This is a genomic window from Rhodoferax sp. (assembly GCF_028688795.1).
In the GTDB taxonomy this organism is placed as follows: domain Bacteria; phylum Pseudomonadota; class Gammaproteobacteria; order Burkholderiales; family Burkholderiaceae_C; genus Rhodoferax.
On record NZ_JAQTXM010000011.1, the window covers coordinates 106,236 to 133,159 of the forward strand.

The 26,924-nt window shown below is 59.8% G+C and carries 20 protein-coding genes; 4 read left to right on the top strand and 16 right to left on the bottom strand.

The features are described 5' to 3' along the window. Positions 1 to 24 precede the first annotated feature (24 nt). A complete protein-coding gene (locus PHQ58_RS10350; RefSeq protein ID WP_300110809.1) occupies positions 25 to 1,815 on the bottom strand; it encodes a PEP-CTERM sorting domain-containing protein in 1,791 nt (596 codons plus the stop codon). Between the two features lie 459 nt (positions 1,816 to 2,274). Here PHQ58_RS10350 and PHQ58_RS10355 point away from each other — a divergent pair, with 459 nt between their 5' ends. Further along, a complete protein-coding gene (locus PHQ58_RS10355; protein ID WP_300110811.1) occupies positions 2,275 to 3,477 on the top strand; it encodes an ammonium transporter in 1,203 nt (400 codons plus the stop codon). 117 nt (positions 3,478 to 3,594) lie between these two features. Here PHQ58_RS10355 and PHQ58_RS10360 read toward each other — a convergent pair whose 3' ends face one another. From PHQ58_RS10360 to PHQ58_RS10370, 3 genes are all read right to left on the bottom strand, one after another. Continuing rightward, a complete protein-coding gene (locus tag PHQ58_RS10360; protein WP_300110813.1) occupies positions 3,595 to 4,989 on the bottom strand; it encodes a jacalin-like lectin in 1,395 nt (464 codons plus the stop codon). Positions 4,990 to 5,107: 118 nt separating this feature from the next. Further along, positions 5,108 to 7,066, bottom strand: a complete 1,959-nt coding sequence (locus tag PHQ58_RS10365; RefSeq protein WP_300110815.1) for a secretion protein — start codon at positions 7,064 to 7,066, stop codon at positions 5,108 to 5,110. Between the two features lie 33 nt (positions 7,067 to 7,099). Beyond that, positions 7,100 to 9,808, bottom strand: coding sequence for a lectin (locus tag PHQ58_RS10370; protein WP_300110817.1), 2,709 nt, complete (start codon positions 9,806 to 9,808; stop codon positions 7,100 to 7,102). Between the two features lie 150 nt (positions 9,809 to 9,958). On the opposite strand from PHQ58_RS10370, the gene PHQ58_RS10375 reads away from it, so the two are divergent. Next, entirely contained in the window at positions 9,959 to 11,755 is a 1,797-nt protein-coding gene (locus PHQ58_RS10375) for a 7TM-DISM domain-containing protein (protein WP_300110819.1), read from the top strand. Beyond that, complete coding sequence (locus PHQ58_RS10380; protein ID WP_300110821.1) at positions 11,752 to 12,477, top strand: response regulator transcription factor; 726 nt, start codon at positions 11,752 to 11,754, stop codon at positions 12,475 to 12,477. Before PHQ58_RS10375 ends, PHQ58_RS10380 begins: the two co-directional genes overlap by 4 nt. Before the next feature lie 90 nt (positions 12,478 to 12,567). On the opposite strand, the gene PHQ58_RS10385 is transcribed toward PHQ58_RS10380, so the two are convergent. The 10 genes from PHQ58_RS10385 to PHQ58_RS10430 all read right to left on the bottom strand — a co-directional run bounded on the left by PHQ58_RS10385 (position 12,568) and on the right by PHQ58_RS10430 (position 22,130). After that, positions 12,568 to 13,566: a transketolase family protein gene (locus tag PHQ58_RS10385; RefSeq protein ID WP_300110823.1), complete on the bottom strand. Its 999-nt coding sequence runs from the start codon at positions 13,564 to 13,566 to the stop codon at positions 12,568 to 12,570. Continuing rightward, on the bottom strand, positions 13,563 to 14,402 hold the full coding sequence (locus tag PHQ58_RS10390; RefSeq protein ID WP_300110825.1) for a transketolase: 840 nt from the start codon (positions 14,400 to 14,402) through the stop codon (positions 13,563 to 13,565). Before PHQ58_RS10390 ends, PHQ58_RS10385 begins: the two co-directional genes overlap by 4 nt. Then, positions 14,399 to 14,848 carry a ribose 5-phosphate isomerase B gene (gene rpiB / locus PHQ58_RS10395; protein WP_300110827.1) on the bottom strand — a complete coding sequence of 150 codons (450 nt, stop codon included), beginning with the start codon at positions 14,846 to 14,848 and terminating at the stop codon, positions 14,399 to 14,401. Before rpiB ends, PHQ58_RS10390 begins: the two co-directional genes overlap by 4 nt. Before the next feature lie 21 nt (positions 14,849 to 14,869). After that, on the bottom strand, positions 14,870 to 16,639 hold the full coding sequence (gene dhaL, locus PHQ58_RS10400; protein ID WP_300110829.1) for a dihydroxyacetone kinase subunit DhaL: 1,770 nt from the start codon (positions 16,637 to 16,639) through the stop codon (positions 14,870 to 14,872). A 16-nt stretch (positions 16,640 to 16,655) separates the two neighbouring features. Further along, on the bottom strand, positions 16,656 to 17,513 hold the full coding sequence (locus PHQ58_RS10405) for a sugar phosphate isomerase/epimerase (RefSeq protein ID WP_300110831.1): 858 nt from the start codon (positions 17,511 to 17,513) through the stop codon (positions 16,656 to 16,658). Further along, positions 17,506 to 18,399 carry an NAD(P)-dependent oxidoreductase gene (locus tag PHQ58_RS10410; RefSeq protein ID WP_300110833.1) on the bottom strand — a complete coding sequence of 298 codons (894 nt, stop codon included), beginning with the start codon at positions 18,397 to 18,399 and terminating at the stop codon, positions 17,506 to 17,508. Before PHQ58_RS10410 ends, PHQ58_RS10405 begins: the two co-directional genes overlap by 8 nt. Before the next feature lie 27 nt (positions 18,400 to 18,426). Next, positions 18,427 to 19,689 carry a TRAP transporter large permease gene (locus PHQ58_RS10415; RefSeq protein WP_300110834.1) on the bottom strand — a complete coding sequence of 421 codons (1,263 nt, stop codon included), beginning with the start codon at positions 19,687 to 19,689 and terminating at the stop codon, positions 18,427 to 18,429. Beyond that, positions 19,686 to 20,225 (bottom strand): TRAP transporter small permease, encoded by a 540-nt coding sequence (locus PHQ58_RS10420; RefSeq protein ID WP_300110836.1) that lies wholly within the window; start codon positions 20,223 to 20,225, stop codon positions 19,686 to 19,688. The genes PHQ58_RS10415 and PHQ58_RS10420 overlap by 4 nt, the downstream gene beginning before the upstream one ends. Positions 20,226 to 20,307: 82 nt before the next feature. Then, positions 20,308 to 21,303, bottom strand: a complete 996-nt coding sequence (locus PHQ58_RS10425; RefSeq protein ID WP_300110837.1) for a TRAP transporter substrate-binding protein — start codon at positions 21,301 to 21,303, stop codon at positions 20,308 to 20,310. Between the two features lie 77 nt (positions 21,304 to 21,380). Beyond that, positions 21,381 to 22,130 (bottom strand): SDR family oxidoreductase, encoded by a 750-nt coding sequence (locus tag PHQ58_RS10430; protein WP_300110840.1) that lies wholly within the window; start codon positions 22,128 to 22,130, stop codon positions 21,381 to 21,383. A 123-nt stretch (positions 22,131 to 22,253) separates the two neighbouring features. Here PHQ58_RS10430 and PHQ58_RS10435 point away from each other — a divergent pair, with 123 nt between their 5' ends. Further along, positions 22,254 to 23,132, top strand: coding sequence for a LysR substrate-binding domain-containing protein (locus PHQ58_RS10435; RefSeq protein WP_300110842.1), 879 nt, complete (start codon positions 22,254 to 22,256; stop codon positions 23,130 to 23,132). A 71-nt stretch (positions 23,133 to 23,203) separates the two neighbouring features. Here PHQ58_RS10435 and PHQ58_RS10440 read toward each other — a convergent pair whose 3' ends face one another. Both PHQ58_RS10440 and PHQ58_RS10445 read right to left on the bottom strand, forming a co-directional pair. After that, positions 23,204 to 25,789 (bottom strand): diguanylate cyclase, encoded by a 2,586-nt coding sequence (locus PHQ58_RS10440; protein ID WP_300110844.1) that lies wholly within the window; start codon positions 25,787 to 25,789, stop codon positions 23,204 to 23,206. After that, complete coding sequence (locus tag PHQ58_RS10445) at positions 25,789 to 26,706, bottom strand: PhnD/SsuA/transferrin family substrate-binding protein (RefSeq protein WP_300110845.1); 918 nt, start codon at positions 26,704 to 26,706, stop codon at positions 25,789 to 25,791. Before PHQ58_RS10445 ends, PHQ58_RS10440 begins: the two co-directional genes overlap by 1 nt. Positions 26,707 to 26,924: the final 218 nt, after the last annotated feature.

Here is a 26,924-nt window from a genome sequence, read left to right on the forward strand (position 1 = left end):
GTTTCTCCTGGGTTGAACTGTTGATCAAAGGCTGAACTCACCATTCAGCCGGGTTCGACGACTTTTTGAGACCACCAGTACGCCAAGTGCCAGCAGCACCAGCGCCACGCTGGACGGCTCTGGTATTTGTGTCAGATAAACGCCAGCCCAACCGGCCTCCGCATTCGCCATGCTGGCACTTACCGCCAGCCAGCCATTGCGGAAGGAGTCACGCTCAATGGACAGTGCCACAATTTTCATGTCTTGCGCCATAGAGTCCAATACGCCACCAGACATGGCTGACGTCAGCAGCGCAAATGGATCAAGCAGATCGCTCATGTCGAGGTAGATCCCAAAGATGCTTGGTATATCGAGAGTAGCTGGCTGGGTCGCCTTGAAGGCCACTTTGGTGCCATCGGCAGCGATGAATGCAGTGGAACGCCAACGCGGGCCTTCCTCCTCTTCTGTATCGGCAGGACCACCCTGGCCAGCATTACCCGAGAAGTTCCAGAACAGGAAATCTTCGTAAGCAGTACCAGTCTGCGCGACCAGTTGCAACTTGCCAGTCAAGGTGTCCTTTTGAAAGATACCTTGGTGCAGTGGTACCTCTTTGGTCGTTTGCCCCGTGGGGCTACCGTTGGCATCTTTGTCGCTTTGAGCCATGCAAGCCGCCTTCACCGCCGTATTGCCATCCACCGGGCAGGTCAATGTGATCTTGCGTGTCTCGGTGCCCCAAGCACCCCAGAAAGAGACATACCGGCCATCGAAAGACAGGCCTTCGCCCAAGCTGGTCAATGTATTTCCGTTACCGCTCGTGGCGCCAGCTGGCACGGCTTCACCAATACTGACCAGTGTGGTCAAACCAGCTTGCCCAACCTTGGCGCTGTAAATGCCGCCTGCGGTGGGTGCATCTTCATTGTCCAGCCCGGTGAACACGACCTTGCCCTTGGCGGCACTGGGTGGGGACGTTGAGCCAAAGAATTTCGATGGGTCATTTGGCAATGCCATGCCCCGCCAGGCGATGGCCACGGCTTGCTCCAACCCTCCTGCGCTTGTGATGTCGCGGTAGAACACGGCAGTCTGGCCCACGGTGGCCGCGTCGGTGTAGTTGGCCTTGAAGGCAATGTATTTGCCGTCAAACGCTGCGGGCGCACCAGGGAACTGGTCAAAGCGCAAACCTTCAACTCCACTTGCCGCCGCGGGTGGAATCTGGAACTGAGAGTATCCAGGCACAGCACCCAACAAGCTCGCCCCGGTGGTAAGCGTGCCGCCAGGCGTGGCGTAAATTCCCGAAGTACCAACTCGGGTGGTGACGGGCTCACCAGTTACAGGATCGATGCCTGTCTGGTACTCAAGCACTGGCCCCGACTGCCCACGCGTGGCGATCAGGTTCGAACCGCTGTCGATGCGCGCAAATGATGGGAACTCATTGAAAGTTGCGGCGAGGTTGTTCGGCTGGGGTACCGCCGATCCCTGTGTGGCAATGGCCTGTACCGGCCCAAGTGTCTTCATGTCACGCTGGAATACCCCGGAAATCCGCCCACCACCTTCGCTGCCTGTACTGCCATCGGTGCCGCCTTCGGTACCGCCCTGGGTGCGACCACGAAACACAACCAGCCCTTCGTCGTTAACCGATGCGGGGCTGTAGCTGTTGAACACTTTGGTCGAGTCCGGCTTGGTTGGATCTGGCGCCACAAAGCTGTTGTTGACGACCGTCGTCCACGCCAAAACCGGCTCCGCAGCCGCCGGAGCCGGAGAAATCCAGCCAACCCCAGCTATCGCGGCACAGACGGCAGCCGAACTTAAAGAATGCAGGCGCACAGCTCTGACCGCCATACCTTCCCTACACCGCCGCGGTGTTGCTTGTCGGTTGTTGATGCCTGATTGGGTGATGGCCGACGCGACCACAAGATCCCCCGTCAAGCACTCTTTTATTCTTAAAGAAATGCACATGATTTCCCCTTAATGGCCCTGCGCCCAGACAGGCCGAATTGATTGATTGAACGCAAATTCAGTCTAAGAAAAATCAAATTCTCCTGACATGCGAATTCGCAGCCTCTGAGTACCTTTGGTTACATTTCTCGCACGCGATCCTGACCAGGATCAAACCCATCGCACAGCCTTTTTTCTACCAACGATCAAGACAGCCCAAAAGCACACACTGGAAAGACTTTTGGCTGCACTGCCATGGATTTGTCTTTTTAATTTGGCTCAAATCTTGCTTTACTTTGGTGCGTTTTTATGAAATAGGAAAAGAACGCACCAATACAAAGCAATTCACTCAAAGAGGTTCTCATGGAAGCACTCAAACAGGGCGCAGATGCCTTGTTCATCCTTCTCGGCGGCATCATGGTGCTGGCCATGCACGCCGGTTTCGCGTTTCTGGAGCTCGGCACCGTGCGGCGGAAGAACCAGGTCAATGCGCTGGTGAAAATTTTGGTGGACTTCTCGGTGTCCACCGTGGTGTATTTTCTGGTGGGTTACGGCGTGGCCTACGGCACCCATTTCTTTGTTGGTGCGGAAGAACTGGCGGCCAAGAATGGCTACGAGCTGGTGAAGTTCTTCTTCCTGCTGACCTTTGCCGCGGCCATTCCGGCCATCATTTCCGGCGGCATTGCCGAGCGCGCACGTTTTTGGCCGCAGCTGATTGCCACAGCGGTGATCGTCGGTTTCATTTACCCATTTTTTGAAGGCATCGCCTGGAACCAGCACTTTGGTGTGCAGGCCTGGTTAAAGGGGCTGACTGGCGCCGAATTTCATGACTTTGCCGGTAGCGTGGTGGTGCATGCCGTGGGCGGATGGATTGCGCTACCCGCCGTGCTGCTGCTGGGCGCGCGGGCCAACCGCTACCGCAAAGACGGTGGCATCTCGGCGCACCCGCCCAGCAGCATTCCGTTTCTGGCGCTGGGCGCCTGGATTCTGACGGTTGGCTGGTTTGGTTTTAACGTGATGAGCGCTCAAACCCTCGACAAAATCTCGGGCCTGGTGGCGGTCAACTCCCTGATGGCCATGGTAGGTGGCACGCTGGCCGCGCTGGTGGCTGGCAAAAACGACCCTGGTTTTGTGCACAACGGCCCCCTGGCCGGCTTGGTGGCGGTATGCGCCGGCTCCGACCTGATGCACCCGCTGGGCGCACTGGTGGTTGGCGCCGTGGCGGGTGCGCTGTTTGTGACCATGTTCACCCTGACACAAAACAAATGGAAGATTGACGACGTGCTGGGCGTGTGGCCGCTACACGGACTGTGCGGCACCTGGGGCGGCATCGCTGCGGGCATTTTCGGCAGCAAAGCGATGGGCGGTTTGGGTGGGGTGAGCTTGGGTGCGCAGCTGATCGGCACTGCCATGGGCGTGGCCTGGGCTGCCGCTGGCGGGCTGCTGGTGTACGGCGTACTCAAGGCCACCGTGGGCATGCGCCTGAGCCAGGAAGAGGAATACGACGGCGCTGATATCTCCATTCACAAAATCAGCGCAACGCCGGAGCGCGAGGCAAACTGGTAACCGGGTTGACTGAGGCGAACCTTGCCTCCTCTGCGCGTCAAAACTCGAACGACTCAAGCCATAAAAAAGGACCCGAGGGTCCTTTTTCATTACTCAAGCGAACCTGGTGAAGTGGAACTACCAGTTCTTCGGGTTCATTTTTTTCGTCACGTTATTGGCTTCCTTGCCAACCTTGTTGACGATATTTTTGCCCGTTTCAACGCTGGACTTGCCGATGTCCACCAACTGATTGCTGGTGTTGAGCACTTGGCCCACCGCGCTGTACGTGGTGTTTTTCAAATTGTTGCCGACATATTTGTCCACCGCCTTGGTGTAGTTGCCCGTGCGCAAAACGCTGGCCCTGGAATCGTTCCAGACATCAATGGCTGCGCCCGTGCGAAAGGTTTTTTTGCTGTCAAAGAAATCAGCGGCGCGGCCCACATAGGGTGCAGCCGAATTGGCCAGCATGTCGCCCACGGTGAAGCCGCACTCTGCCCCGTTGCTGGAACTGGCGCATTTGGCGGCTTGCGCCACTGCACGCGAGGCAAAGGGTTCGGTGCGACCATAGATGTTGGCGTAATTCACGCTGCCGTTGATGCACACGTCAACCCCCACATCGAGCGCAACGGTGCCGCACATGGCGATGTTGACCGCTTCAGCGGTGAAGGTCACGCCGCCGCAGGTGCCGGCCCCGGTGCCGCCGCCGCTGACGCCGGCCGAACCACCACCGCCGCCATACTGCGTGGTGCCGCCGCCCGCCACCGTCGCGCTGCATGAGGTGCCTACGCTGGCATCCGCACACACCGCGACACCGTTGGCGCCAGCCTGTCCTTCGGCGTTGGCAAACATGCCGGACTGACATGACAACTGGACATTGGCATAGCCGTTTTGGTCGGCATAACCGGTGGTGTCGGTACACACCACACCGCTGCCCACGCTGCCACCGCCCTGCACGTTGCCCCCGGACGTGCCCCCACTGCCATTGGCGTAAGACGAGGCCGTGCAATTGGCGCTGGAGGTCATGCCTGATTTTTTGGGCTTGTCCGAGGGCTTGGACGTGGGTTGCATCCAGGTGAATTCGATTGCATCAATGGAACTACCGGATCGCCCGGACACACAGGACAGGCTGCCGCCGTCGGGTCCCTTGAAAACGCCTGGCGCGCCGCCGCCGCCGCCATAGGGGCCATAGACACGGCCTTTGCTGGTGACGAATGTCAACTGGTCAACTGCACCGCCACTGCGGTAGCGCACCTCGGTGAAGGTTTCATCTGCGTCCAGGGAGACGAGGGTTCCCGCGCCGCCCTCGTAGCCATGCTTGTTGGCCCAGCCCCCATTTCGGTAGCCGAACTGCAAGCCGTCGACCCGACCGCCCGAGCGAACATAGAACCCGCTGACAGGTTTGCCCGCGCAATTGGTGTCGGCCCAGGGCGCGCCGCCGCCGCCGCCAATGGCCATGGCATCACTGGCACCGAAAGAAATCATCGCCAAAGTGGCCAGGAGGTGGGCGGCGTGGGGGGTAAGTTTTTTATTCATGGGAATGTGTTGTTAATGGTGTCGACTGGATGTCGAAGAATCGAAGGTTGACGGGCGTTAACTAAATACTTGCGGTTGGGCGCTCTCTGGTTAGGAAAAAACCGAGGGGAATGGCAGGTTAGTAATACAAAAACCCCAAGGCCTGGCGCAGCCGGTCGCCCGTGCTGTGCATGCGGTCCCAGCGCTCCAGGGTCACGTCACCCTGGCGAAACTCGCGAAAAAGGTCATTGGTTTTCAGGTGACTCAGGATGGCTTCGACGCTGGAGGGGGTGCTGCCCGAGAAGCCGAATTTCTCGCGCAGGACCTGGGTGCTGGTGCTGATGGCCGTGCCCTGAGCCAGATTGGCGGCATACACCGGCGCCCTCGGGGTGATCAGGATCAGCACCGAGCGCTGGATGTCATTGGTTTTCTTGTTTGAGAAAAAATACTGAACCACGGGCACGTCTTGCAGCACCGGCACGCCATCGCGGGCATTGGATGACGTCTTTTCGCTCAAGCCGCTCAACACCAGCGTGTCACCCAGTTGCATGACCACATTGGCATTGGCCGTGGTTTCGGCAATTTCGATCTGGTAGGCCACTTTGGGGTTGTCTGCCGTGGCGTTCAAAGAGGTGCGCTGGGCATCGACCTTGAGTTGCACCCGGCCATTGGACAAAAAGACCGGCGTGACTGCGAGCTTGACACCAAAACGCTTCTCAACAGGCACCACGGTGGTGCCACCTTGGGAGCTGGCCGACACCACGCCGGCACTCAGGTTGGTGCCCGAGAAGAATTCGGACGGCATGCCCTCCATCGCGGCCAGGGTGGGCCGCGCCAGCACTTCGTTCATGCTGTTGCTGGCGTTGGCAATGTTCAGCGAATAGGCCAGGGCGGGAATGGTGACCGCGCGGGTGATGGCGGTGCTGACGCTCTCGGCGGCACCGCCAACGCTGTTGGAGATGTTCTCACGCGAGTAGGCGGGTTTGCCGCCGCTGAGCGAGCCCAGTTGCAGCGTCAAGGCGCTGAGCAGGTTGACGCCTTTGGAGGTGCTGACCAACTCCTGGGTAGACACCAGGACCACATCCACCAGCACCATGCGTGGGCTGCCGTCGCTGGCGCTGTCAGCCGCCCTCACCAATTCGGGTGCGTTGGGTTCAGTGGGGCGGTTGGCCTGGGGCACAACGGCGCTGGGCGCTGGCCGTGCCATGGGCTGGGCAATACCGCTGCTGGGCAGCGTGAAGGCTTGCGCAAAGCGTTCAGGTGGGGCAGCCGTGGCGGCGCTGCTCAGGCTCGTCTGAATCAATCCGGCGACTGAATTGGCGGCTGCGGCACTCTCGGTGGGCGCATTTTGGCGGTAAAAAGATTTCCATTGGGCCAGTCGCTGATCCACGCGCCCGACATCGGTGGGCTCGCGGTTCAATGCGGCCAAGGTCGTGCGCATCTGGTCGGCTTTGTCAAAATTGCCGCAAGAGGCATACACCGAAATGCTCGACCGAATGAAGCCGTCATGCGTGTCGGTGGCTATTTTCTGGAACTGATCGGCCATGGTGCAAGCCGTCACAGCGTCACCCGTGAGGTACGAGGCCACCATCATCCCGTAGAGCGACACGGCGCTGTCGGGGGTCATGAGCAGCACGTCTGAAAATGACGTTTTGGCCTCCTCGAACTTTTTCAGGTCCATGTAGGCCAGGCCTAGAAACTCCTGGGCAATCCAGTTGCCCCTGTCGATGCGCAGGGCTTGCTGGTAGCCCTCAATGGCCATTTCATTCTTTTGCGAGTCCCCTTGGCGCGCTTGCAAATGGTACACAAAGCCGTTCAAAAAATGCAGGTACGAGTTGCGGGCGTCCAGCTGCAAGGCTTCGTTGATGGCTTTGTTGGCCTGCGGCAACTCCATGCGCTTGATGAAATTGACCGCCACAGTCGCCTTGGCCAGCATCTCCGACTCGGGCTCGCCGGTCGGCGTCAGCGCAAATTTGTTGACCATGTCAAGAAAGGACTTTTCCGGCGCCTGGGCCCAGGCGGTAGGCGACATGCAAAGCATGGCCGCCAAGGCGACAGAGGTGGTGGCGAAGCGTTTGATGGAGGCCAATTTTTTCATACGGTGCTTTGTTGGACAAGGGCTGGCATTGAACTAGCGTGGCCCTGTGGATGTGAAGATGAGTTGATCGACGGACCCACCGGAGCGACCCGCCATGCAGCCGATGCTTTCCCCTGGCTCGGCCTTGTAGCCGCCGTTGGGTTGGCCGCCGCCATACGGGCCAAACTTGCGCCCCTTGTTGGTGTAGAAGGTGATATTGTCCACGCGACTGCCCGCACCAACGCGGACCTCGGTGAAGTGTTCATCCGACGGTAAGCCCACTTCCACCCTGAAGGGATCATTGCTCTGGTAGCCGTGGACTTGCGCCCAACTGTTGACGTAGCCGAATTGAATCGCGTCGATGCTGCCACCGTAGCGCAGTCTGAAGGCACTGAGCGGCGCGTCGGCGCAGATGTTGATGTCGTTCCAGAGCGCTTGGCCACTGCCGCCACCCACCACACCGGGCCCTTGCAACGTGCCGTTCCATTGCTGGAGTGGCGTGCCGCTGCGGTTTTCAGGGATACCGGTTGCGAACCAGTGCTCAAACGCACCGGCAAAATCGCCATTGGGGTACTGCGCCCGAAGGTCCGCGTATCGGGCCAGGTAACTGCTGATGCTGAATTCCCAGGTGGCCTGGCGTCCCTCGTCAATGCCAAAGTCCAGCCAATGCTGCAACGCGCACTGCAGGTTGCCGGAACAGGCCCGTTGCACATCGGCGTAGCGCTTGATGTAGAAGGTGGCATTGAATTCAAAACTGCCTTGCCGGCCTTGGGCGAATCCGGTGTCGCGCCAATGCGTCGCCAGATCGACGCCCTGGGCCACCAATTCGGGGTAATAGTCGTAGTAGAAGTCCCAATCGAACACCGTGGCTGCAAACTTCGGATCGGGGCCTTTTTTGTGTTTCTTCTTCTTGCCGAAGCCCTTGAAGACGTTGTCGGCCGTTTTCAGGGCGTTGTTGGCGGTATTCGATGAGCTATTTGCCACGTTGCGGGCGGCGTTCTTGGTGTTCTCGTAGGTTTGGCGAGCAGCGGCCGCCGCATCGTTCGATATCTTCGTCAGCTCCGTATTGGCGGCGTTCGCGGTGTAGCCAGTCGTACCCTTGTAAACGTTGGCAATTTTGTTGTACGCAGCCTCAAGTTCCTTGCCCAGGCAGCCGCTGATCTTGGAAGGGTCGACATTGGCGCCAGCCTCGCCTTCAAAAATCTTGGCAATGTCCATGGTCTCTTCAATCGCGACCTTGACCTTGATCTCAAACGGGTTGACGCAGCTCGCCGAGAGATCAATCGTCAGCGACTCGCCTGCCAGGACGATCGCCAGCTTTTGTCCCATCAAGTTGCCTTTGAGGCTGATGTCCTGTTCTTTGCCCGTGATGTCAGCGAGCGCCTGCATCTTGACACTGGTCTTGCCCAGCGGACCCATTTTGAGGACAATGTCGGCTTCTGCCATGCCATGAAAACCTTTTATTCCCGCAGACACTTCCATCTTGCCCATGGTTTGACCCAGAATTTTCACATCGCTGGCGACATGCATCAAAGGCCCACCCTTAGTCGATGGCCCGAGCAGCATGACATTGAAGGGGTCATCGTTGGTCGGAAAGGGCTTGGTGCGGTCGCCAAATTTGTAAGCCACCGGTGGCTTGGGGTTGCGTAATTGGAAGACAGACAGCGGCTTGGCCGCGGCGAGCAGCGGCTTCTTGATGGCGTTGATTTGGCCAATAAAACCACCCAAACTATCCAGTGAAGCAACCGCAGCGGCGTTCATGGTGCCCCGGTCTTGCATGACCATCGCCACCGACATGTTGGCGTAGTCCTCCAGCGTGAAACTCTGTGGCATGGCCATGCGAAACGAGAAGTCCAACAGGTCCATCGCGCCCATCGGGTTGGTTGGCGTGGGATTGAGGGGCGTTTGAAACTGGAGCAGGATGTCCTTTTGGGTGCCTTTGAAGCGGGCGTTGCCTTTGTAGCCAAATTTGAGATCGTTGTTCAGGAAAAACGTCGCGTCCGTCAAGGCCATGTACGGTGCCGTCATGTTGACCGTCGAGCCTGGGGCTAGCTGAAATTCGACAAAAGCCTCGGGGGTCAAGGCTTTTTTTCCTGACTTCTTCATGGTTTCGCTGTGCGCCAGGGAGTCGGCCAGCCCGGCAGCTGCACCGGCGCCGCTGGCAATGTCAGTCGGGATCGGCATCACGACCGCCGCACGCAAGGTCATTTTGTCGGAATCCACGCCCAGTGACTTCAGGGTCGCCTTCATGACGCCCCCAAGATCGGCTCTGCCCGCCAGCTGCACGCCACTGGAAAAGGCGAGGCTGTTCACGTCGAAGTAGCTGTCGCGCACAATTTTTTGCAGATCAGCCGGCATCTTGGCGGTGTCGAGATCGAAGTCTGTCGTGGAGATCGAAATGATGGGGTCGCTCAAGGAGGTGCCGCCCAACACCTTTTGCACGTTGTCCTTGAGCAGTTTGGGCAGGGCGAGCTTGGTGTTGATGACCAACAAAAAGGTCTGCTGCGCGGTGCTGCTCGTGAAGAAATACAGTTGCAGCGGGCCCGACTTGGTGCTGTAGCAGCCGTTCAAGTTGGCACAAGCTGTCTTTTTCAGGGTTTTGACCAGTCCCTGTACATCGTCCTTGTAGCCCTCAATCGGCAGGGCACCCAGCATTTTCTTCAGGCTGGGGCTGATCTCGGGCACACCTTGCGCCTGCACCGGCATCTGAAGTGCCAGCCCGCTGATCAACACCAAACCCGCCTTGACTAAAAGTCTTTTCATTAACAATCCTTGTTCATTGATCAAGCCAACTGAAAAGTCAACGTGCCCGACATCGGCAGATTAGCAGGCCCGTTTGCGCGAAGCTTGCACAAGCTTGCATTGCCTGCTGGGGCGTCATGGAGGTGCAATATGGCGCGCTAACATCCAGCCATGACGGTACGACTGACATTCTGGTTTCTTCTGAGCCTGGCGCTGGGCCTGGCGTGCCTGCCCGCAGCGGCACAAGACCTGATTGGTGAGCGGGCATTTTTTGAAGACCAGCACGGTGCGTTGACTCTGGCGCAGGTCAAGCAGGCCGAGTTTTCGGACGCTGGAAAAATCATCAGCCGCGGCTACACCCGCGCCGGGCTGTGGGTTCGACTCAAGGTGGATGCGCCACTTGGTGCGCAGCGTTTGGCGTTACGCGTTTTTCCGGCCCAACTGGAGGATGTGACGCTTTTCTCAAAACAACTGCCTGATGCGGGTCTGCGGCTCATGGAGCGCACGACCTGGATTGACGCCCGGCCCGGACCCAATATCTATTACCTGCGCATCCAAACCAGTGGCCCGATGCTGCTGGCGCCCCGCATCCTGAACGAGGCGCAAGCGCAGGAAGAGGACGTGGCGCGCAGTTTTTTCTGGGGGGCGGTGCTTACCAGTTATGTGCCGCTGCTGATTTGGTTGTTGGCGCTGACCGTGACGCGCCGCCAACTGCTGCACCCTGTCTTTTTGCTTAACCTCAGCCTCGTTGTTGTGTCATTTTTTTCCTGGACAGGTTATCGCCCGGATTTTTTCAGCCCCACCGTGGTTTATTTTCTGGGGGTGGTCAATGTCTTTACAGGGTTTCTGTGCATCTGGCTGGTGTTCACTCGTTTTGGTGTGCCACGCTGGGGCAAGCAGTCTTTTACCCTGTTAGGCGTTTTGTATGCACCCTTGTTTGGTCTATTTTTTATGTGGGACCGCCAACTCGTTCTTCAACTCAGTACGGCATTGGGCTTGGTAGCAAGCCTGGTATGCCTGCCTTTGACGGTGGTTGTTTTTTATCGCCAAAAGCCCAGCACCTGGCCGATTGGCGTGATTTTGTTTTTAGCCCTTGCGTTGGGATTGCGTTGGTTTCTGACGGTGCACACGCATGTGCCGCCGGTTGACTCCCTGGCAAGTCTGCTTTTTTTCAGAATCTTTTTTGCCATGGCTTTTGTCGCTGCCACGCTGCTGCTGATGGACCGGGAGAAGCTGAGCCAGCTCCAGACCTCCCGTTTGAACGAGGCTGTGGCGCGGCAGCGGGCCGAGTCCGAAACCCAGCGCCGGGAAAGCCAGGAGCGCTTTATGACGATGTTGATGCACGAGCTTAAAACGCCGCTGGCCATCATCCAGCTGGCGGCCAGCTCACTGGGGCGGCGTCTGGCGCCTAACAGCGGCGATGCCACGCGCATCAAGAACATCAATCGCTCGGTGGACGATCTCAATGCGCTGGTGGAACGATGTGCCAGCGCCGATCAAATCGACCAGGGCGCGATGCGAATGGACAAGCATGCGCTGTGTCTGACCAGCCTGATCGCTGATGTGCGGAAAACCCTGGGGGCAAGCCGCATCACCCTGCCGGGGCCAGCGCAGTACATGGTGTACTCGGATGCGCAGTACCTGCGGCTGATTTTGCTCAATCTGCTGAGCAATGCGCTGAAATACGCCCCGCCCGACAGCCCGATCGAACTCCAGTTTGACAGCACGCAGGTCAACCACACGGCGGGCATCACCCTGCGTGTGGTGAATGCGGTCGGAGCCGCAGGGGCACCCGATGCGTCGCAGGTTTTTGCTCGCTATTACCGGGCCGAAGGTGCGCGGTGCCAGGTAGGGGCCGGTCTGGGCTTGTGGCTGGCGCAGGCGCTGGCGCACCAGCTTGGCACAGAGTTGAAGTTTCGTACCGGCCAAGAGCAGGTTGTTTTTAGTTTATTCCTGGAGTTGGCATGAATTTGAATGGTGCAAAAGCGCCCTCTGTGATCGTGGTGGAAGACAACGAGACGCTGCGCGATGAATTGGTGCTGTACCTGTCTGAAGAAGGCTTTGCGGTGCGGGGTGTGGGCAGCGGCGCGGAGCTGAACCAGGCGATTGAGGCCTGTTCTGCCGACATCCTGATTCTGGACCTCAATTTGCCGGAGGAAGACGGCATCAGCATCACCCGGCGCATCCGCAGTGCGTTGCCCACCGTGGGCATTATTTTGCTGACCGCCCGCGTGCGCAGCACCGACCGCATGGAAGGCTACGCCAACGGCGCCGATGTTTACCTGACCAAGCCCACGCGACCGGAAGAACTGGTGGCCGTGGTCAAAAATTTGTTCGCCCGCCTGGGTGTGCGACCCAGCCCGACACCGTGGCAGCTGGACATGTCCGGGTGCACGCTGCACTCACCCACGGAGCTGCTGATTGAACTGACCGCCAATGAGGCACGGCTGTTAATGGCGCTGTCGGTGAATGGGCAATTTCTGGATCACGCAACCCTGTTGTCACGTTTTGGGGACGAGAGCCAAACTGAAAAAACCAACAAAGCCAGACTGGAGGTGTTGATCAGCCGCTTGCGGACCAAGCTTGGTCCGCACATCCACAACGGTTTTGACATCAGGGCGGTGCGCGGCCAGGGCTATCAGCTGGGTTTTGTACTGGCCGTCAAAAACCTGACCGTTGCGCCGTCATGACCGGGTTACAACAGGGTCTTCAGCTTTGGCATCTGTGGCCACAGCGGCTTGCAAGGTTCGGGCCCGGTGGTCGGACGTCGGTCATATCTGCTACAGCCAAGACTTGACCGAGGCCACCACCGCATCGGTTGAAATGCCGTAACGGTCATGCAGGGTCGGCAGCGCACCAGCGTCGAGGAATTCATCCGGCAGGGCAATTTGGCGAAACGCCGGGTGCACACCCGCGCGCATCAGCACCCCAGCCACGGCTTCACCCAGGCCGCCGATGGTGCTGTGGTTTTCAGCCACCACCACCAGTCGACTCGACTTGGCTGCCTCGCGGGCAATCGTCTCGGCGTCCAGTGGCTTTAGCGTGGGCACGTGCAGCACGGCGACGTCCACACTGTCGCGCTGCAGGGCCTGGGCGGCTTCCAACGCGCGCATGGTCATGAGGCCGGTGGAGATGAACAGCACGTCGCGCCCGTCACGAATGATCTTGGCCTTGCCCAGTTCAAACTGGTAGCCGTATTCATCCAACACCAGCGGCACCTGGCCGCGCAGTAAACGCATGTAAACCGGGCCCTTGTGGGCGGCGATGATGGGTGTGGCCTGCTCGATCTCATGCGCGTCGCACGGGTCGATCACCGTCATGCCGGGCATGGCGCGCATCATCGCCAGATCTTCAGCGGCTTGGTGGCTGGGGCCATAACCGGTGGTCAGGCCCGGCAGGGCGCAGACGATTTTGACGTTCAGGTTTTCTTCGGCAATCACCTGGTGCATGAAGTCGTAGGCCCGGCGTGTGGCGAACACGGCGTAGGTGGTGGCAAAGGGCACAAAGCCTTCCTTGGCCAAGCCGCCAGCAGCGCCCATGAGCAATTGCTCCGCCATGCCCATCTGGAAGAAACGCTCGGGGTAGGCCTGAGCAAACAGGTGCAAATCGGTGTACTTGGACAGATCGGCCGTCATGCCGACGATATCGGGGCGCTGGGCGGCCAGCTCCACCAAGGCCTTGCCAAAAGGCGCGGCGCGGGTGCGCTGGCCCTCGGAGGCGATCGAGGCAATCATGGCCGAGGTGGTCAGGCGGGGTTTGGGTGTGGTCACGGTGTTCATGCGGTGGCTCCGGCGTGTTGGGCATCGAGAATCGCCAGGGCTTGCTGCCATTCTGGTGGATCGACCCGGATAAAGTGGTTTTTCTCGCGTTGTTCCAAAAAGGGCACGCCCTTGCCCATCAAGGTGTCGAGCAGGATGACGCGGGGCTGCGCCTGGTCATGCTGGCGGGCAGCATCAAAAGCGGCCAGCACGCCAGCCAAGTCATTACCGTTCACGCGCTGCACAAACCAGCCAAAGGCGGCCCATTTGTCAGCAATCGGCTCAAATTTGAGAATCTGGCTAGAAGGGCCGTCAGCTTGCTGGTTGTTGATGTCCACCATACAAATCAGGTTGCCCAGGCCGTGGTGGGCAGCGGACATGGCGGCCTCCCAGGTAGAGCCTTCGTCCAGTTCACCGTCCGACATGGAGTTGTACACAAAGGCCGGGTTGCCCTTGAGCCGCAGGCCCAGCGCCATGCCCACACCAACGATCAGGCCCTGGCCGAGCGAACCGCCCGAGATCTCCATGCCCGGTGTGTAGGTGGCCATGCCCGACATAGGCAGACGGCTGTCGTCGCTGCCATAGGTTTCCAGCTCTTCCAGCGGCAAAATGCCGGCTTCAATCAGCGCGGCGTAATGGGCAATGGCGTAGTGCCCGTGCGAAAGCAAAAAGCGGTCGCGCCCTTCCCACTCTGGGTCTTCAGGACGAAAGGTCATGGCGTGCCCATAAGCTACCGCCAAGGCATCCGCCAGGCCCAGCGCCTGGCCGATGTAGCCCTGCCCCTGCACCTCGCCCATGCGAAGGGCATAACGGCGAATGCGGTATGCGCAATCTTTCAGTGCGGCGATGCTGCTCATCTTGAATGGTTCCCTTCGTAGGCCTGGATCAAATCCACCTTGGGCTGCGAGCGACCGCCATCAAAGTCGCTTCGCAACCAGGCGTCCACGATGGACTTGGCCAGCTCTGGCCCGACCACGCGCGCACCGATGGTGATGATTTGTGCATCGTTGCTCTTGCTGGCACGCTCAGCCGAATAGGTGTCATGGCATTGCGCGGCGCGCACGCCCTTGACCTTGTTGGCAGATATCGCCATGCCAATGCCGGTGCCGCAGAGCAAGAGGGCACGGGCATAGGTGCCGTTGGCCACCTGCTCGGCCACGGCAAAAGCCACGTCCGGGTAGAGCACCGGCTGGGCGTCATGGGTGCCGAAGTCGGTGACCTCATGGCCAGCGTCGGTCATGTATTTTTTGAGCATTTGCTTGAGGTCGTAAGCGGCCTCATCGCAGCCAATGGCAAGTTTCATGGGAGTCTTTCGGGTGAGGAATCAAACAGGAAGGGATGTATCTAACTGGCGCTGCAGCGAGCGGGCCATGGATTGCAAAATCAAACAGCAAGAGGTGGCACCGGCATCGAGCACACCGATGGAACGCGGCCCCAGACGGGCTGAACGGCCAATGCGGGCTTGCAGGTTTTTGGTGGAGTCGCGGCCCTTTTCGGCGGCGACGGACAGCGCTTGCAAGGCCTCTGAAAAACCGGCACCGGCCAGCTGCGCTTCACGGTAAGCGGCCAATGCGGGCACCAGGGTGTCCATCAGCGTCTTGTCGCCCACTCGCGCATTGCCCATGCCCTGCACCTTCGCCACGGCAACATCGAACGCGTCGCCAAACAAGGCAGCGTCGAGCTGCTGGTGAGGTGACAGGGTGTTGACGAAGCCCAGAAAAAACTCGCCATACAAGGGGCCCATCGAGCCGCCGATATCGTCCATCAGCGCTTGCGAAAGTTGCTCCAGTGCAGCGGGCAGTTGCTGCGCGGTGTCGCCCAGGGCATCGAGCCGCGTGCCGCAGCCATTGAAGCCTTTGGCCATGTTGATGCCGTGGTCGCCATCACCAATCAGGCCGTCAATCTCGCTGAGGTACTGGCGATTCGCCACGATGGTGCTGATGAGGTCGCGCACCAGAGCGCCACTGCTGGCCAGTGGCACGGTGGCCCCGTTCACCGCGCGATCAACGTGAGCCACGCTGGCGGCAGCTTGCCCACTGGTGGCGACCAAACCTTGCAGGTGTCCGCTATAAGCGCGACGTGTGTCCAGATGCCCAACCACCGTCAGGCCAACCGAACGGCAGGGGTGTTGCAGGCAGGCTTCCAGTTCTTCGTCGAGCTTCATCACCGTGAGCGTGACGCCCATCATTTCCAGCGATGAAAATAGGTTGCCGATCTGCTTGAAGCCAATGCTGATGCCGCGCGCCTGCAAGCGCTGCGCCAGCTCACCATAAAGAATGTACAGCTCCATCAGGGGCGTGGCGCCCAGGCCGGAGACCAGCACGGCCACACGGTCACCCGCGACAAAGGGCAGGTCGGGCAGCACCACCTTGAGCATCATGTCCGCCATCTCGGCGGCACTGGCGGTGGGGCGCACGTCAATGCCGGGCTCGCCGTGGTGGCCAATGCCCACTTCCATCGTGCCATGCGTGATGGTGAAGTTGGCCTTGCCCACTGCCGGAATCACGCAGGCCGACAGGCCAATGCCGATGCTGCGGGTATTGGCGATGGCTTTTTGAGCAGCGGCAATCACCTCGTCCAGCGAGCCACCTTGGGCAGCTTTTGCCGCGCCGACCTTCCACATGAAGACCTCTCCTGCCACGCCGCGACGTTTTGACTCGTCACCCTTCGGGGCCGAGGCCACATCGTCGTTGGCCACCACCGTCTTGACCGTGATGCCTTCGCGCTCGGCCATCTGCATGGCCATCTTCACGTTCATGTTGTCGCCGGCATAGTTGCCATACAGGCAGGCCACGCCTGCACCGCCGTTGGCTGCGCACATGGCGTCATGAAAACTCTTGGCGGTGGGGGACGAAAATATCTCGCCCACGGCCACGGCATCCACCAGACCATCGCCCACGTAGCCGATAAAGGCCGGCTCATGGCCAGAGCCGCCGCCCGTTACCACACCCACCTTGCCTTGCTCGGGCGCTTGTACACGCTGCACCACTCGCGGGTTGACGGGTGCGGTGCACACAGTATCGGCATGGGCTTGCAGCCAGCCCTTGAGCATGTCCTCGACCACCAGGTCGGGGTTGTTGATCACGCGATTCATGAATAAGTCTCCGTCCTCAGGCGCGGGCCATTTCAGGCGCACCCAGGTGTTCATTGACAAAGGCCAGTGCAGGGCGCAACACGGCTTCAATGTCCTCCAAGGGCACGCGGTAAGGCGCGCGGCTGGGTTGTGCATTGGGCTGGCGGTGCAAGCGCATGGGGATTTCGATGGACAGGTTCAGCTGTGTTTGCGCCACGGCGCGGAGAATGCGTGCGCAATCAATCTGGCCCTGGCCCAGCGGCGTAAAGAAATATCCATTGGCGTCGCTGCGCACATCCTTGATATGGGTGTGCAGGCAGTGCGGCATGGCGCTCAATGCGTCATCCGCTGGCGTCACACCGGGGCGGTGCGAAATGGTGTTGCCTGCGTCATAGTTCAGGCCCACCATGGAGTGACCAATGTCGGCCAGCAGGCCAGGGCCATCGTTGGCGGTGTTGAGCAGGTTGTCCGAGCCATCGCCCGGGTTTTCCAGACCGATCTTCAGGCCAATCGCTTCGGCGTGGCGAGCCAGCACCTCGATGTTGGAAAAAAAGCGCTTTTTGAGTTTGCGGGCCGCAGCGTTGGTGTTGATCACTTCGGCACCCAAGGCGCGAGCAAAGTCCATACGGCCCAAAAATACCTCCACCGCATCATCGCGGCCCAAATCGATGTGTGACGACATGGCGTGACAGGCCATGCCGCTGTCAGCCAACCAGCGTCGCCATTGCTGCGCCTGTGCAGGTGCAAACGCCGACTCATCAAAAGCTTCGGTGTAACCCACGATATAGGCGGGCTCAATGTGTGTGGCGCCACAGGCGGCCATGCTGGCCAGCATGGCCGGGACCGGATGCCCGTCATAGGGTGCCCCGGAAATTGAAACAATGCGATCACTCATGGTTCTTGGCTCCCAAACGGTAAAACTCGGTCACGGCGGCGTCGTCCTGTTTGCCAAATCCGGCGCCGCTGGCCCCCAGAAAACTCTGCAAGGCCGCAGCGCTGACGGTGGCCGGAAAGCGCAGGTCGCGCGCCAGGTCCACCACCAGGCCGAGGTCTTTCACAAAAATGTCGACCGCGCTGCGCGTGGGTGTGTAGCTGCGGGTGACCATGGCCGGGCCACGGTCGCGCAGCATCCAGGAGGCAGCGGCACTCTCGCTCACCAGGTCAAACACTTGGCTGGTGTCTAGCCCGGCACGTGCGGCCATGGCCATCGCTTCACCAGCGGCGGCTAGGTGCACGCCGCACAGCAGCTGGTTGATCGTCTTGAAGGTGGAGCCCTGACCGGCCTCAGTGCCAACATTCAGCACGCGGCTACCCATGGCGGCAAACACTGGTGCACAGGCGTCCAGTGCTGGCGCAGGGCCTGCAGCCATGATGCTCAGGCTACCTGCTTCGGCACCAGCCACACCGCCACTGACAGGTGCATCAACAAACACCAGACCGGCTTCCCGGCAGCGCACTGACAAGTGGCGGGCGTCGGCTGCCGACATGGTGACGCAGGAGATCACCAGATGGCCGGGTGTCGCCGAACTGGCAATGCCCTCCGTGTCAAACAACACGGCTTCTGCCTGTGCCGCATTGACGACAAAGAGCACTGTCGCCACCGCGTTGGCGCAAACCAGCGCGGGACTGCTGACGACCTGGCCGCCTTGTTCCGCAAACGCTTGCAGACTCTCGGTACGCAAGTCATAGCCCTGCACCTGGTGTCCGGCCTGCAACAAATTACGTGCAGCGTTCTGGCCCATGGCCCCCAGGCCCACAAAACCCAAAGTTAATTTAGTCATGCTGAGATGGAAATTGAGGGAGATGAATCAACCGCGCAGGGTCAACGCAGGGATGTAAGTGAACAGCAGCAAAACCACCAGGGCCACCGCATAGAAGGGAACCAGTTCTCTGACCGTCTCACCAATCTTGACCTTGGCCAACGTGGCGCCAATAAACAGCGTGGTCCCCACCGGCGGCGTATACAGGCCGATGGCCAGGTTGATCACCACAATGATGCCGAGCTGAACCAGGTCAATACCAAAGTTCTGTGCCAGGGGAATCAACAGCGGGCCGAGCAGCAGAATGGCAGCAGGCAAGTCCAGAAACATGCCCGCCAGCAACAACACGCCGTTAATGAGCATCAGCATGGCCGCTTGAGAATGCACGAACTGTCTGGCCCAGTTGACCAGCGCTTCAGGCACCTGGTCTAGCGTCAGCATCCAGCCCACCACGGAAGACGCCATGATCAGCATCATGACCACACCGGTGGCCACACCCGCGGTGATCATCGCGTTGTAGACACGCTTCAAGCTGAGGTCCCGGTAGATGAAGGCTGCCGCCAGCAAAGCGTAGACAACAGCCATGGTGCTGATCTCGGTCGGTGTGGCCACGCCAAAACGCAAGCCCACCAGAATGAACACTGGCATCATCAGTGCGGGTGAAGCATAGAGGCCCCGACGCGCCATGATGCCCCAGGCAATCGGCTTTTTCTCGTAGGGAAACCCGCGCAGGCGGGCGCTGACATTGCACACCGCCAGAAAGCCGACTGCCAACACGATGCCCGGCAGCAGACCGGCTACAAACAAGGCGCCAATGGACGTGTTGGACACCAGTGCATACAAAATCAGCGGGATCGAGGGCGGTACCAGAATGTCGATGGTGGACGCGGCGGCGATGGTGGCACCGCAAAACGCGGCCGGGTAGCCCACCTTTTTTTGCCAGGGCACCAGCACCGAGCCCAACGCGGTGGCATCAGCCACCGCCGAACCTGACACACCGCCGAAAAGCGTAGAGCCGAGCACACTGACCTGCGCGTGCCCACCCCGAAAGCGCGACACCAGATCGGTGGCAAAGTCGATCAGGGACTGGCCGAGTTTGCCCGCCATCATCACATCACCGGCCATCACAAAGAACGGAATTGCAATCATGGGGAAGGACTGGGTGGGTGCGAACATTTGCTGCACCACAGCCAGGATCGGCATGTCCCCGCCGACGAACAAAGCAATAGACGCCCCCAGCGTGAGGGCATAACCCACTGGGAACGAGAGCAACAGCAGCGCTGCAAATACGACCATCATCACGGCGCTCATACCACGGCTCCTTCGGCTGCCGCCATGTCGACCATCACGGGTTCAGCCAGAATGCCAAAGCGCACGAACGCGGTGACTGCGCACAAGGCCAGCAGCGCAAGGGCAACGGTCAGCGCGGCGTAGCCCACGCTGCCGGGCACATGCAAGATGGTGCTTAGCTCGTCGTGCGCAACCAGGGTGTTCTCGACCGAGTGCCAAGCCAGATTGGCAAACACAACGGCCGACAAGCCCTGAATGAAGGTGGCCAAGACCCGCCGTCCTGCTGGCGGCAACATGTGCATCGTCAGCTGCATGGCCACGTGGTTGCCGCGCACTGCGGCCAGCACCACTCCCCCCATGACAAACCACGGAAACATCAAGGCTGGCAGTTCAGACGCAGCTTCCACGCTGCCCTGCATCACATAACGCACAAACACATTGACCACCAGCACTGCCAAAAGGCCAAAGCCGGTGAGTGTCAACACTGATTTGCATAAGATTTCAATAGCCGCTTCCGTTTTTCGGGCAGCGTTAAGCAACGGCGAAGGTGTCTTCACACATGTCTCCTGGTGCGCCGCGCTCAAAGGCGGCTCTTTTTGGGAATGGCAGCGAGGGGCTGGCTTGCGCCAGCCACCTGCATCACAACTTGGTGGATTCAGCGCGCAACTTCTTCACGAAGTCACCCACCGGTAGCGTTTCCCACTTGTCCCAGACCTTGGCGGTTGCGGCCTTGAAGGGCGCAAGATCAGGCTCGTTGATGGTGATGTTGGGCATCTTGCGGAATTCGCCAATCAGCTTGTCATCAGACTCCAGCATCAGCTTGCGCTCATAGGTGGCGGCCTCAGCGGCCACTTCACTGACCAGCTTGCGGTCAGCCTCAGACAGTTTTTTCCAGGTAATGCCGCTCATCAGGAAAGGCATGGACTCGTATTTATGGCGTGTCAGCGAGAGGTACTTTTGCACCTCATACAGCTTGCTGGAGTGGATGTTGGCCAGCGGGTTCTCCTGACCGTCCACCACACCCTGCTGAATCGCCACATACAGCTCAGAGAAGTTGATTTGCTGTGTGCTGCCGCCCATGGCCTGGAACAGGTCCACCGTCGCCGGGTCAGCGGGTGTGCGAATCTTCATGCCCTTGAGGTCATCGGGCGTGTTGATCGGACGTTTGTTGTTGGTGGTCTGGCGAATACCGTTGTCCCACCAGGCGAGCAATTTCAGGTTCTTGGCTTCGAATTTATGCGCCAGTTCCATGCCAATTGGACCGTCCAGCAGCTTCCATGCCTGTGGCAGCGAGGAGAACAGAAAGGGCATGCCCAGCGCGGCCGTTTCAGGCACCACGGCTGACACCGGGCCTTGTGAATTCACGCTCATGTCCAAGGTGCCGGTGCGCATGGCGGTCAGCATGGTCTGGTCGTCACCCAACTGCGCGCCACCAGCGACCTGTACCGTGATGCGGCCATTGCTGCGCTTGGCCATTTGCTCCGAGAAATAAGTGGCACCCAGCGCCTTGGGGTTGCCCGGTGCGGCGTTGTGCCCCAGCGTCAGCTTCATGGGCGCCTGGGCAAAAGCCACGGAACCGGCACAAGCCAGTGCAGCAACCAGGGTGGCGCGACGGAAAAAGTTAAAGCGTGTCATGTTGTCTCCTAATTTTTTTAACGGCAGCGGTACCGCGCTGCCAACGGTTTATAGACCAGTTTCTTTGGGGGAGCCGCTCAGTGAATCAGCATGCCACCATTCACATCGAGCGTGATGCCGGTGCAATAGCCTGACAAATCGCTGGCCAAAAACACCACGCAGCCAGCCACGTCATCGGGAGCGCCGATGTAACCCAGGGGAATACTGTCCAGGATGGCCTGACGTTTGTTTTCCGGGATCAGGCCCTTGTTGATGTCGGTGGCAATCAGGCCGGGGGTGACGCAGTTCACCCGGATGCCTTCGCCGCCGTACTCGCGCGCCATGGCGCGGGCCAGACCCAGTACCCCGGCCTTGGCCGCCGAGTAATGCGGGCCACCCAGAATGCCGCCGCCGCGTTGGGCCGACACCGACGAAATGCAGATGATGGAACCGCGCTTTTGCGCCAGCATGGCGGGTACCACGGCTTGCGAGGCCACCAGCGTGCCGCGCAGGCTGACATCCAGCACCGCGTCGTAATCAGCTGGCGTGATGTCCAGGGTCTTGCGCGGTTGGGTGATGCCCGCGTTGTTCACCAGCACATCAATGCGGCCCTTGGCCGCGAGCACTTGCGCCACCGCGGCATCACATGACGCTTTGTCGGTGACATCGGCCACCAGGCCCATGTGCTGCGCGCCGAGACGGGCGGCGGCCGCTGCCGGGTCGGCCTTTGCGAGGTCAAGAATGACGATGGTGGCGCCCTGGGCTGCCATCATGCGGGCAGTGGCAAAACCCAAACCGTTGGGGCCCGCACCGCCAGTGACGATGGCTACTCTGTCTTTAAGCAACATGTGTTGTCTCCTTGTTAATCTGGAGGGCGATTCTGAATAAGAAGTCGGCTCTGCACAAACGATAAAATCTCAAGTTCAAGTGAATTTCTGTCATGTTGCATCGCAATAAATTGCTCTTTTGTCATGTTGCCACCCTTACCCTCCCTTCAGGCCTTTGAAGCCATCGCACGTCGGCGAAGCTTTGCCCTGGCCGCTGCTGAACTCCACCTCACACCCTCTGCCGTCAGCCACCAGGTGGCGCGGCTGGAGGATTTTCTGGGGGTCAAACTGTTCGAGCGCTCGTCGCGTGGCGTCAAACTCAGCCCGGCAGGTGAGGCTTATTTGCTGCGCGTTGCCGGTGCACTAGGCGCGATTGGCACGGCCACCGACGACTTGCGCCAGGGTGTTCGAAACACACTCTATGTGCATGCCAGCCCCAGCTTCGCCAGCCTGTGGCTGATGCCCCGCATCGGGCAGTTTGCGCAGGCGCACCCGGGCGTATCACTGTTCCTGTCAGCCTCACACCTGCACTCTGATTTCGAGCTGGGTCAGGTTGACATTGACATCCGTTACGGCGTGCCGGCTTGGCCACAACTCGTGGTTAAGCCGGTGTTTCGTGAGCCCATCATGCCGCTGGCCAGTGCCGCCTTCATTGAGCGCCACCAGATACGCACGCCGGCAGACCTGTTGCAGGTGCCGCTGATTCAGTCCACCGTGGGCGTGGTGCAGTGGGCCGACTGGTTTGCAACTTTTACCGAGCTGAAAAAACCAGAGCGCTTCGCACTGCGTTTTGATCGGGCCATGATGGCACTGGATGCGGCGGTGCAGGGCCTGGGCGTCGCGCTTGAAAGCACGGTCATAGGCAGCAGCTACTTGGAAAGCGGGCGGCTGATGCGGGTGTTTGACCCGGCGTGGCACATCCCTGTGCAAGGGCACTTTGTGGTTTATCCGGAACGACATGGCTACCGCTCTGAAGTCGCCCAGTTTTTGGAGTGGCTCAACACCCAGGTGGGTGAACCCTAGATTGCGGGAGATGAATCTCGGGGCAATTCGCTGTAGCACGAAGGACAAACCAAGGGCCAATGCCCCTGGGTTCAGATGTCTGCCGTCGCAAACTGCACCCGATTGCGGCCCGCGTCTTTGGCCTGGTACATGGCGGCATCCGCCCGCTGCAAAATCTGTTCGTGGGACGCGTCCTGGCCTGAGAACAGGGTGATGCCGATGCTGGCAGTGCAATGGTGTTCCTCCGTGCGGCTGATGCCGTCCGCCTGTTTGAACGTCAGCACATAGGGCAGCGCCAGGCAGGTGCGAATTTTTTCGGCCACGCTGCTGGCCTGTTCGGTTGACTCCGTCGCACCGACATGCAAATCGGTCAACATCACGACGAATTCATCGCCGCCCAAACGCGCCACGGTGTCAACCCCGCGCACACAGTTTTTCAGCCTTTGCGCAACCTCCACCAGCAACATGTCACCCACTTCGTGGCCAAGTTGGTCATTCAGCGGCTTGAAATTGTCCAGGTCGAGAAACATCATTGCCCCGTAACCTCCGCTGCGCTTGCTGGCCGTGATGGCTTGGGCCAGGCGCTCAGTCAAGAGTCTGCGGTTGGGCAGTTGCGTCAGGGGGTCGTAAAACGCCATTTGCCGCACCTGTAGCTCCATCTGGTGGCGCTCCGTCACGTCTTCAAACATCACGTAGGCCTGGGCCAGCTTGCCGTCTTTGAACAAGGGCATGGCGCTGACCAGAATCCAGATGTAATCGCGGCCTGGCACCGAGATACCCATCATCACATTGCGCACAGGTTGGCCCGTTTTGCGCGCAATCGAGATCGGATGCTGCTCACCAGGGAAGTCGCTGCCGTCTTCGCGGATGGCGCGCCAGCGCGAGTCTGTGGAGGTGCGGCCCTGCAACTGGTCCAGCGTCAGGCCCAAGATGCGTTGGGCTGCCGCGTTGGCCGAGGTGATGTCGCCAGCAGCGTTCTGGTACAGCACACCGGTGGGCGAGGTCTCAAAAAGCGTGCGGAACATGTCTTCACTGGCGCGCAAAGCAGCCTGGGTCCTCTTGTGTTCGATGGCGATGCTGGCCAACCGGGCTGACTGCTCGATCATGGCAATGTCCTGGACCGAAGGCGAGTGCACATGGCGGTGGTAAAGGGCAAAGGTGCCCAGAACCTGCCCGGTGGACGACAGCACCGGCTGCGACCAGCAGGCCCCCAGCCCCGCCTGCTGAGCCAGTGCCTTGTAGTCTGCCCAATAGGGATGTGTGGCAATGTCTTCCACCACGACGCGCTTGCCGGTGAAGGCCGCCGTACCGCAAGAGCCCCGCCCCATGCCTATTTCCAGACCCACCAGGGCCTGGTTGTAAAAATCAGGCAGGCTGGGCGCAATCACCTCACCCAGGTGACGACCGTCGTCGCTAAGCAAAAGAATGCTGCACAGCATGGCCGGGTGCAATTGCTCCACACCGCTGGCCATGGCGCGCAGCAAGTCTGGCAGGGCGGTGTCACCGGCCATCAACTCCAGGATCTGGCTGCGAAACTGCTCGTAGCGTTCGGCCAGCTTGATGGCGCTGATGTCGGTATGGGTGATGGCCACGCCACTGCGAATGTCAGCGCCCAGCGGCCGGGCAATCAGGCTAAACCAGCGTTGCTGATCCGGCGAATGACAAGGGTAATCCAGACTGAAATGGGTCGAACGACCGTCCAGCACCGCCTGGATGCCATCGTGCGCCAGCGCCGCGCCGAGGCTGCCACGGTTGTCACCCAGTCCGCACACCTTCAGGTAATTGTTGCCCACGTCAGTGTGTGGTGGTGGCTGGTCAGGCAGGTTGCTGTTGTCAAGGGCAAAACGCCGCCATTGCTCATTCACCGCCACGATGACGCCGCTGCCATCGATCACCGCAATTTCCGCGGCCACCGAATTAAGAATGGCCGTCTTGAAAGACTCGCTGTCCTTGAGCGCGCGGTCGCGCTGAGCCAGGGCGTCAAGCATGGTGTTGAACTGGCGCGCCAACTGCGCAGCCTCGTCGTTACCACGAACCTCGACACGCAAGCCGCTCTGACCCGACTCGACCGCACTGGCCACCCTTGAAATGGCTGCCAGGCGGCGCGTCAGAAACCGGCTGACGATGGCCGAAAAAATGGCCACCAGCATGACAGCCACCAGCAAATAGACCACGCCCCCGCGCGTCACTTGGGCCAGGCGGGCCTCCAGCCCGGTGCCCGCGAGGCCCACGCGGACCCATCCAATTGGCCGGGCATTGAGCAATACCGGGCTAAACACATCCACCAAATACGCCCCGCGTTGCAGCACCTGGAGCTCAGCGGTGGGTGGCAGGTCGGTCATGTATTGCCCGCGCCGCGCGGGTTCGGTGTGGGCCAGCACCTGGCCTTGTGTATCGAGCACCATGGCGTAGCGCAAATCAGGGTAGTTCGACAAGCCCAGCACAATCTCCTGCAGGCCACTGACGTCACGCGAGGCCAACCAGATCGACCCCGTCACTGCCACGCTTCGGGCAATGCCCACCGCCTGGCGCGACTGCTGTTCAAGCACGACCTGTTGCTGGTGCTGTGTCAGGTCCCAGACAAAGGCCGACATCATCAACGCCACCGTCAACACCATACCTGTCACCAATTGGCGGCGCAGGCTGCCCAACAGCAGGCGTTGCAGGGTGGTGATCATCACGGGCTCTCCACTGGCCGGACTTCTTGCTCGAAGCGTTTCACGTAGCGGGCCACCACGTCATACGTGGCATCGTCTGCTGGCTGAAAACTGGCCGTGAACATGCCAGCCAGTACGGCTTGGCCCGCCAGTGTTTGCGACAAGCTCAGCAAGCCTGACTGCACCTGCGCGCGCACCTCGGCAGGTACGTCGTCACGCGCCATCACCGAGTTGTTGACCAGCGACTCGGTTTCCCACATCACCTTGAGCTCAGCCGCCTCTTTTGGATAGTCTTTCTGAAACAGGCGCCAGGGCTGTGGCCAGATGGCACCGGCAGCGGCCTGACCCAGATAGACATTCATGATGGTGGACTCTTGCGAGCCCACGTACACATTCCGAATGTCGCGCTGCACATTTATGCCTTGCGTGTGTAAATAATACTGCGGCATGATGCACGCGGCCAGCGCCGTGGGGGATGGGTAGCTCACCACCTTGCCTATCAGATCGGCAGGCAGCTTGATGCCGCTGTCGCGGCGCACGATAAAAATGCCTTTGAAATCTTTGGCGTCACCGGCCATGGCGATCACGTGGTAACCATGCGCAATGGCCTGCAGGGTCTGCCACGGATTGGGCAGTAAAAAAGCCGGCTCACGCGAGGCGTATTTTTTCTCGAAGGCCTGGTAGTCGCGAGAGGCTTCGAGTTCCAGCCGAGCGTTGGGCAGTAGGGTGTTAAGGTGGTCAATCAGCGGCTGGTAGGCCGCGGTCAGCAATTGCGGGTTGTAAAGCGGGTGCACCGCCAGGCGGTAGATGGGCACACTGGCTTGAGCGGGCGCTTGGCTGTATTGCAAGGGCACTTCTTTTGATGCAGGCTGGCAGGCGCCAAGCAACCCTGCGATCACCACTGTGACCCATCGACTCCATTGACGCAAGTAGTTCATGTGTTCCCACCCGTCGGCTTATTCGCTCTGGCCGCTTGTAACAACTTTAGCACTGTCTCCCAAAATACGAAAGCGATGATTAACCATAATTTATGGTAACTACTCAGCTCCCAACGGAGATTAATTTGAGTTCGCTATGAAATAGTGAGCGAGAATTAGTTTTGATGCCAACCCTGCCCGACCTCACCGAACTCAGCCATGCACAAAAGGATGAGCTG

Bases quoted from the DNA above. Each gene is read 5' to 3' on its own strand.
- PHQ58_RS10350 (WP_300110809.1), bottom strand. From the start codon at position 1,815: ATGGCGGTCAGAGCTGTGCGCCTGCATTCTTTAAGTTCGGCTGCCGTC.
- PHQ58_RS10355 (WP_300110811.1), top strand. From the start codon at position 2,275: ATGGAAGCACTCAAACAGGGCGCAGATGCCTTGTTCATCCTTCTCGGC.
- PHQ58_RS10360 (WP_300110813.1), bottom strand. From the start codon at position 4,989: ATGAATAAAAAACTTACCCCCCACGCCGCCCACCTCCTGGCCACTTTG.
- PHQ58_RS10365 (WP_300110815.1), bottom strand. From the start codon at position 7,066: ATGAAAAAATTGGCCTCCATCAAACGCTTCGCCACCACCTCTGTCGCC.
- PHQ58_RS10370 (WP_300110817.1), bottom strand. From the start codon at position 9,808: ATGAAAAGACTTTTAGTCAAGGCGGGTTTGGTGTTGATCAGCGGGCTG.
- PHQ58_RS10375 (WP_300110819.1), top strand. From the start codon at position 9,959: ATGACGGTACGACTGACATTCTGGTTTCTTCTGAGCCTGGCGCTGGGC.
- PHQ58_RS10380 (WP_300110821.1), top strand. From the start codon at position 11,752: ATGAATTTGAATGGTGCAAAAGCGCCCTCTGTGATCGTGGTGGAAGAC.
- PHQ58_RS10385 (WP_300110823.1), bottom strand. From the start codon at position 13,566: ATGAACACCGTGACCACACCCAAACCCCGCCTGACCACCTCGGCCATG.
- PHQ58_RS10390 (WP_300110825.1), bottom strand. From the start codon at position 14,402: ATGAGCAGCATCGCCGCACTGAAAGATTGCGCATACCGCATTCGCCGT.
- rpiB (WP_300110827.1), bottom strand. From the start codon at position 14,848: ATGAAACTTGCCATTGGCTGCGATGAGGCCGCTTACGACCTCAAGCAA.
- dhaL (WP_300110829.1), bottom strand. From the start codon at position 16,639: ATGAATCGCGTGATCAACAACCCCGACCTGGTGGTCGAGGACATGCTC.
- PHQ58_RS10405 (WP_300110831.1), bottom strand. From the start codon at position 17,513: ATGAGTGATCGCATTGTTTCAATTTCCGGGGCACCCTATGACGGGCAT.
- PHQ58_RS10410 (WP_300110833.1), bottom strand. From the start codon at position 18,399: ATGACTAAATTAACTTTGGGTTTTGTGGGCCTGGGGGCCATGGGCCAG.
- PHQ58_RS10415 (WP_300110834.1), bottom strand. From the start codon at position 19,689: ATGAGCGCCGTGATGATGGTCGTATTTGCAGCGCTGCTGTTGCTCTCG.
- PHQ58_RS10425 (WP_300110837.1), bottom strand. From the start codon at position 21,303: ATGACACGCTTTAACTTTTTCCGTCGCGCCACCCTGGTTGCTGCACTG.
- PHQ58_RS10430 (WP_300110840.1), bottom strand. From the start codon at position 22,130: ATGTTGCTTAAAGACAGAGTAGCCATCGTCACTGGCGGTGCGGGCCCC.
- PHQ58_RS10435 (WP_300110842.1), top strand. From the start codon at position 22,254: ATGTTGCCACCCTTACCCTCCCTTCAGGCCTTTGAAGCCATCGCACGT.
- PHQ58_RS10440 (WP_300110844.1), bottom strand. From the start codon at position 25,789: ATGATCACCACCCTGCAACGCCTGCTGTTGGGCAGCCTGCGCCGCCAA.
- PHQ58_RS10445 (WP_300110845.1), bottom strand. From the start codon at position 26,706: ATGAACTACTTGCGTCAATGGAGTCGATGGGTCACAGTGGTGATCGCA.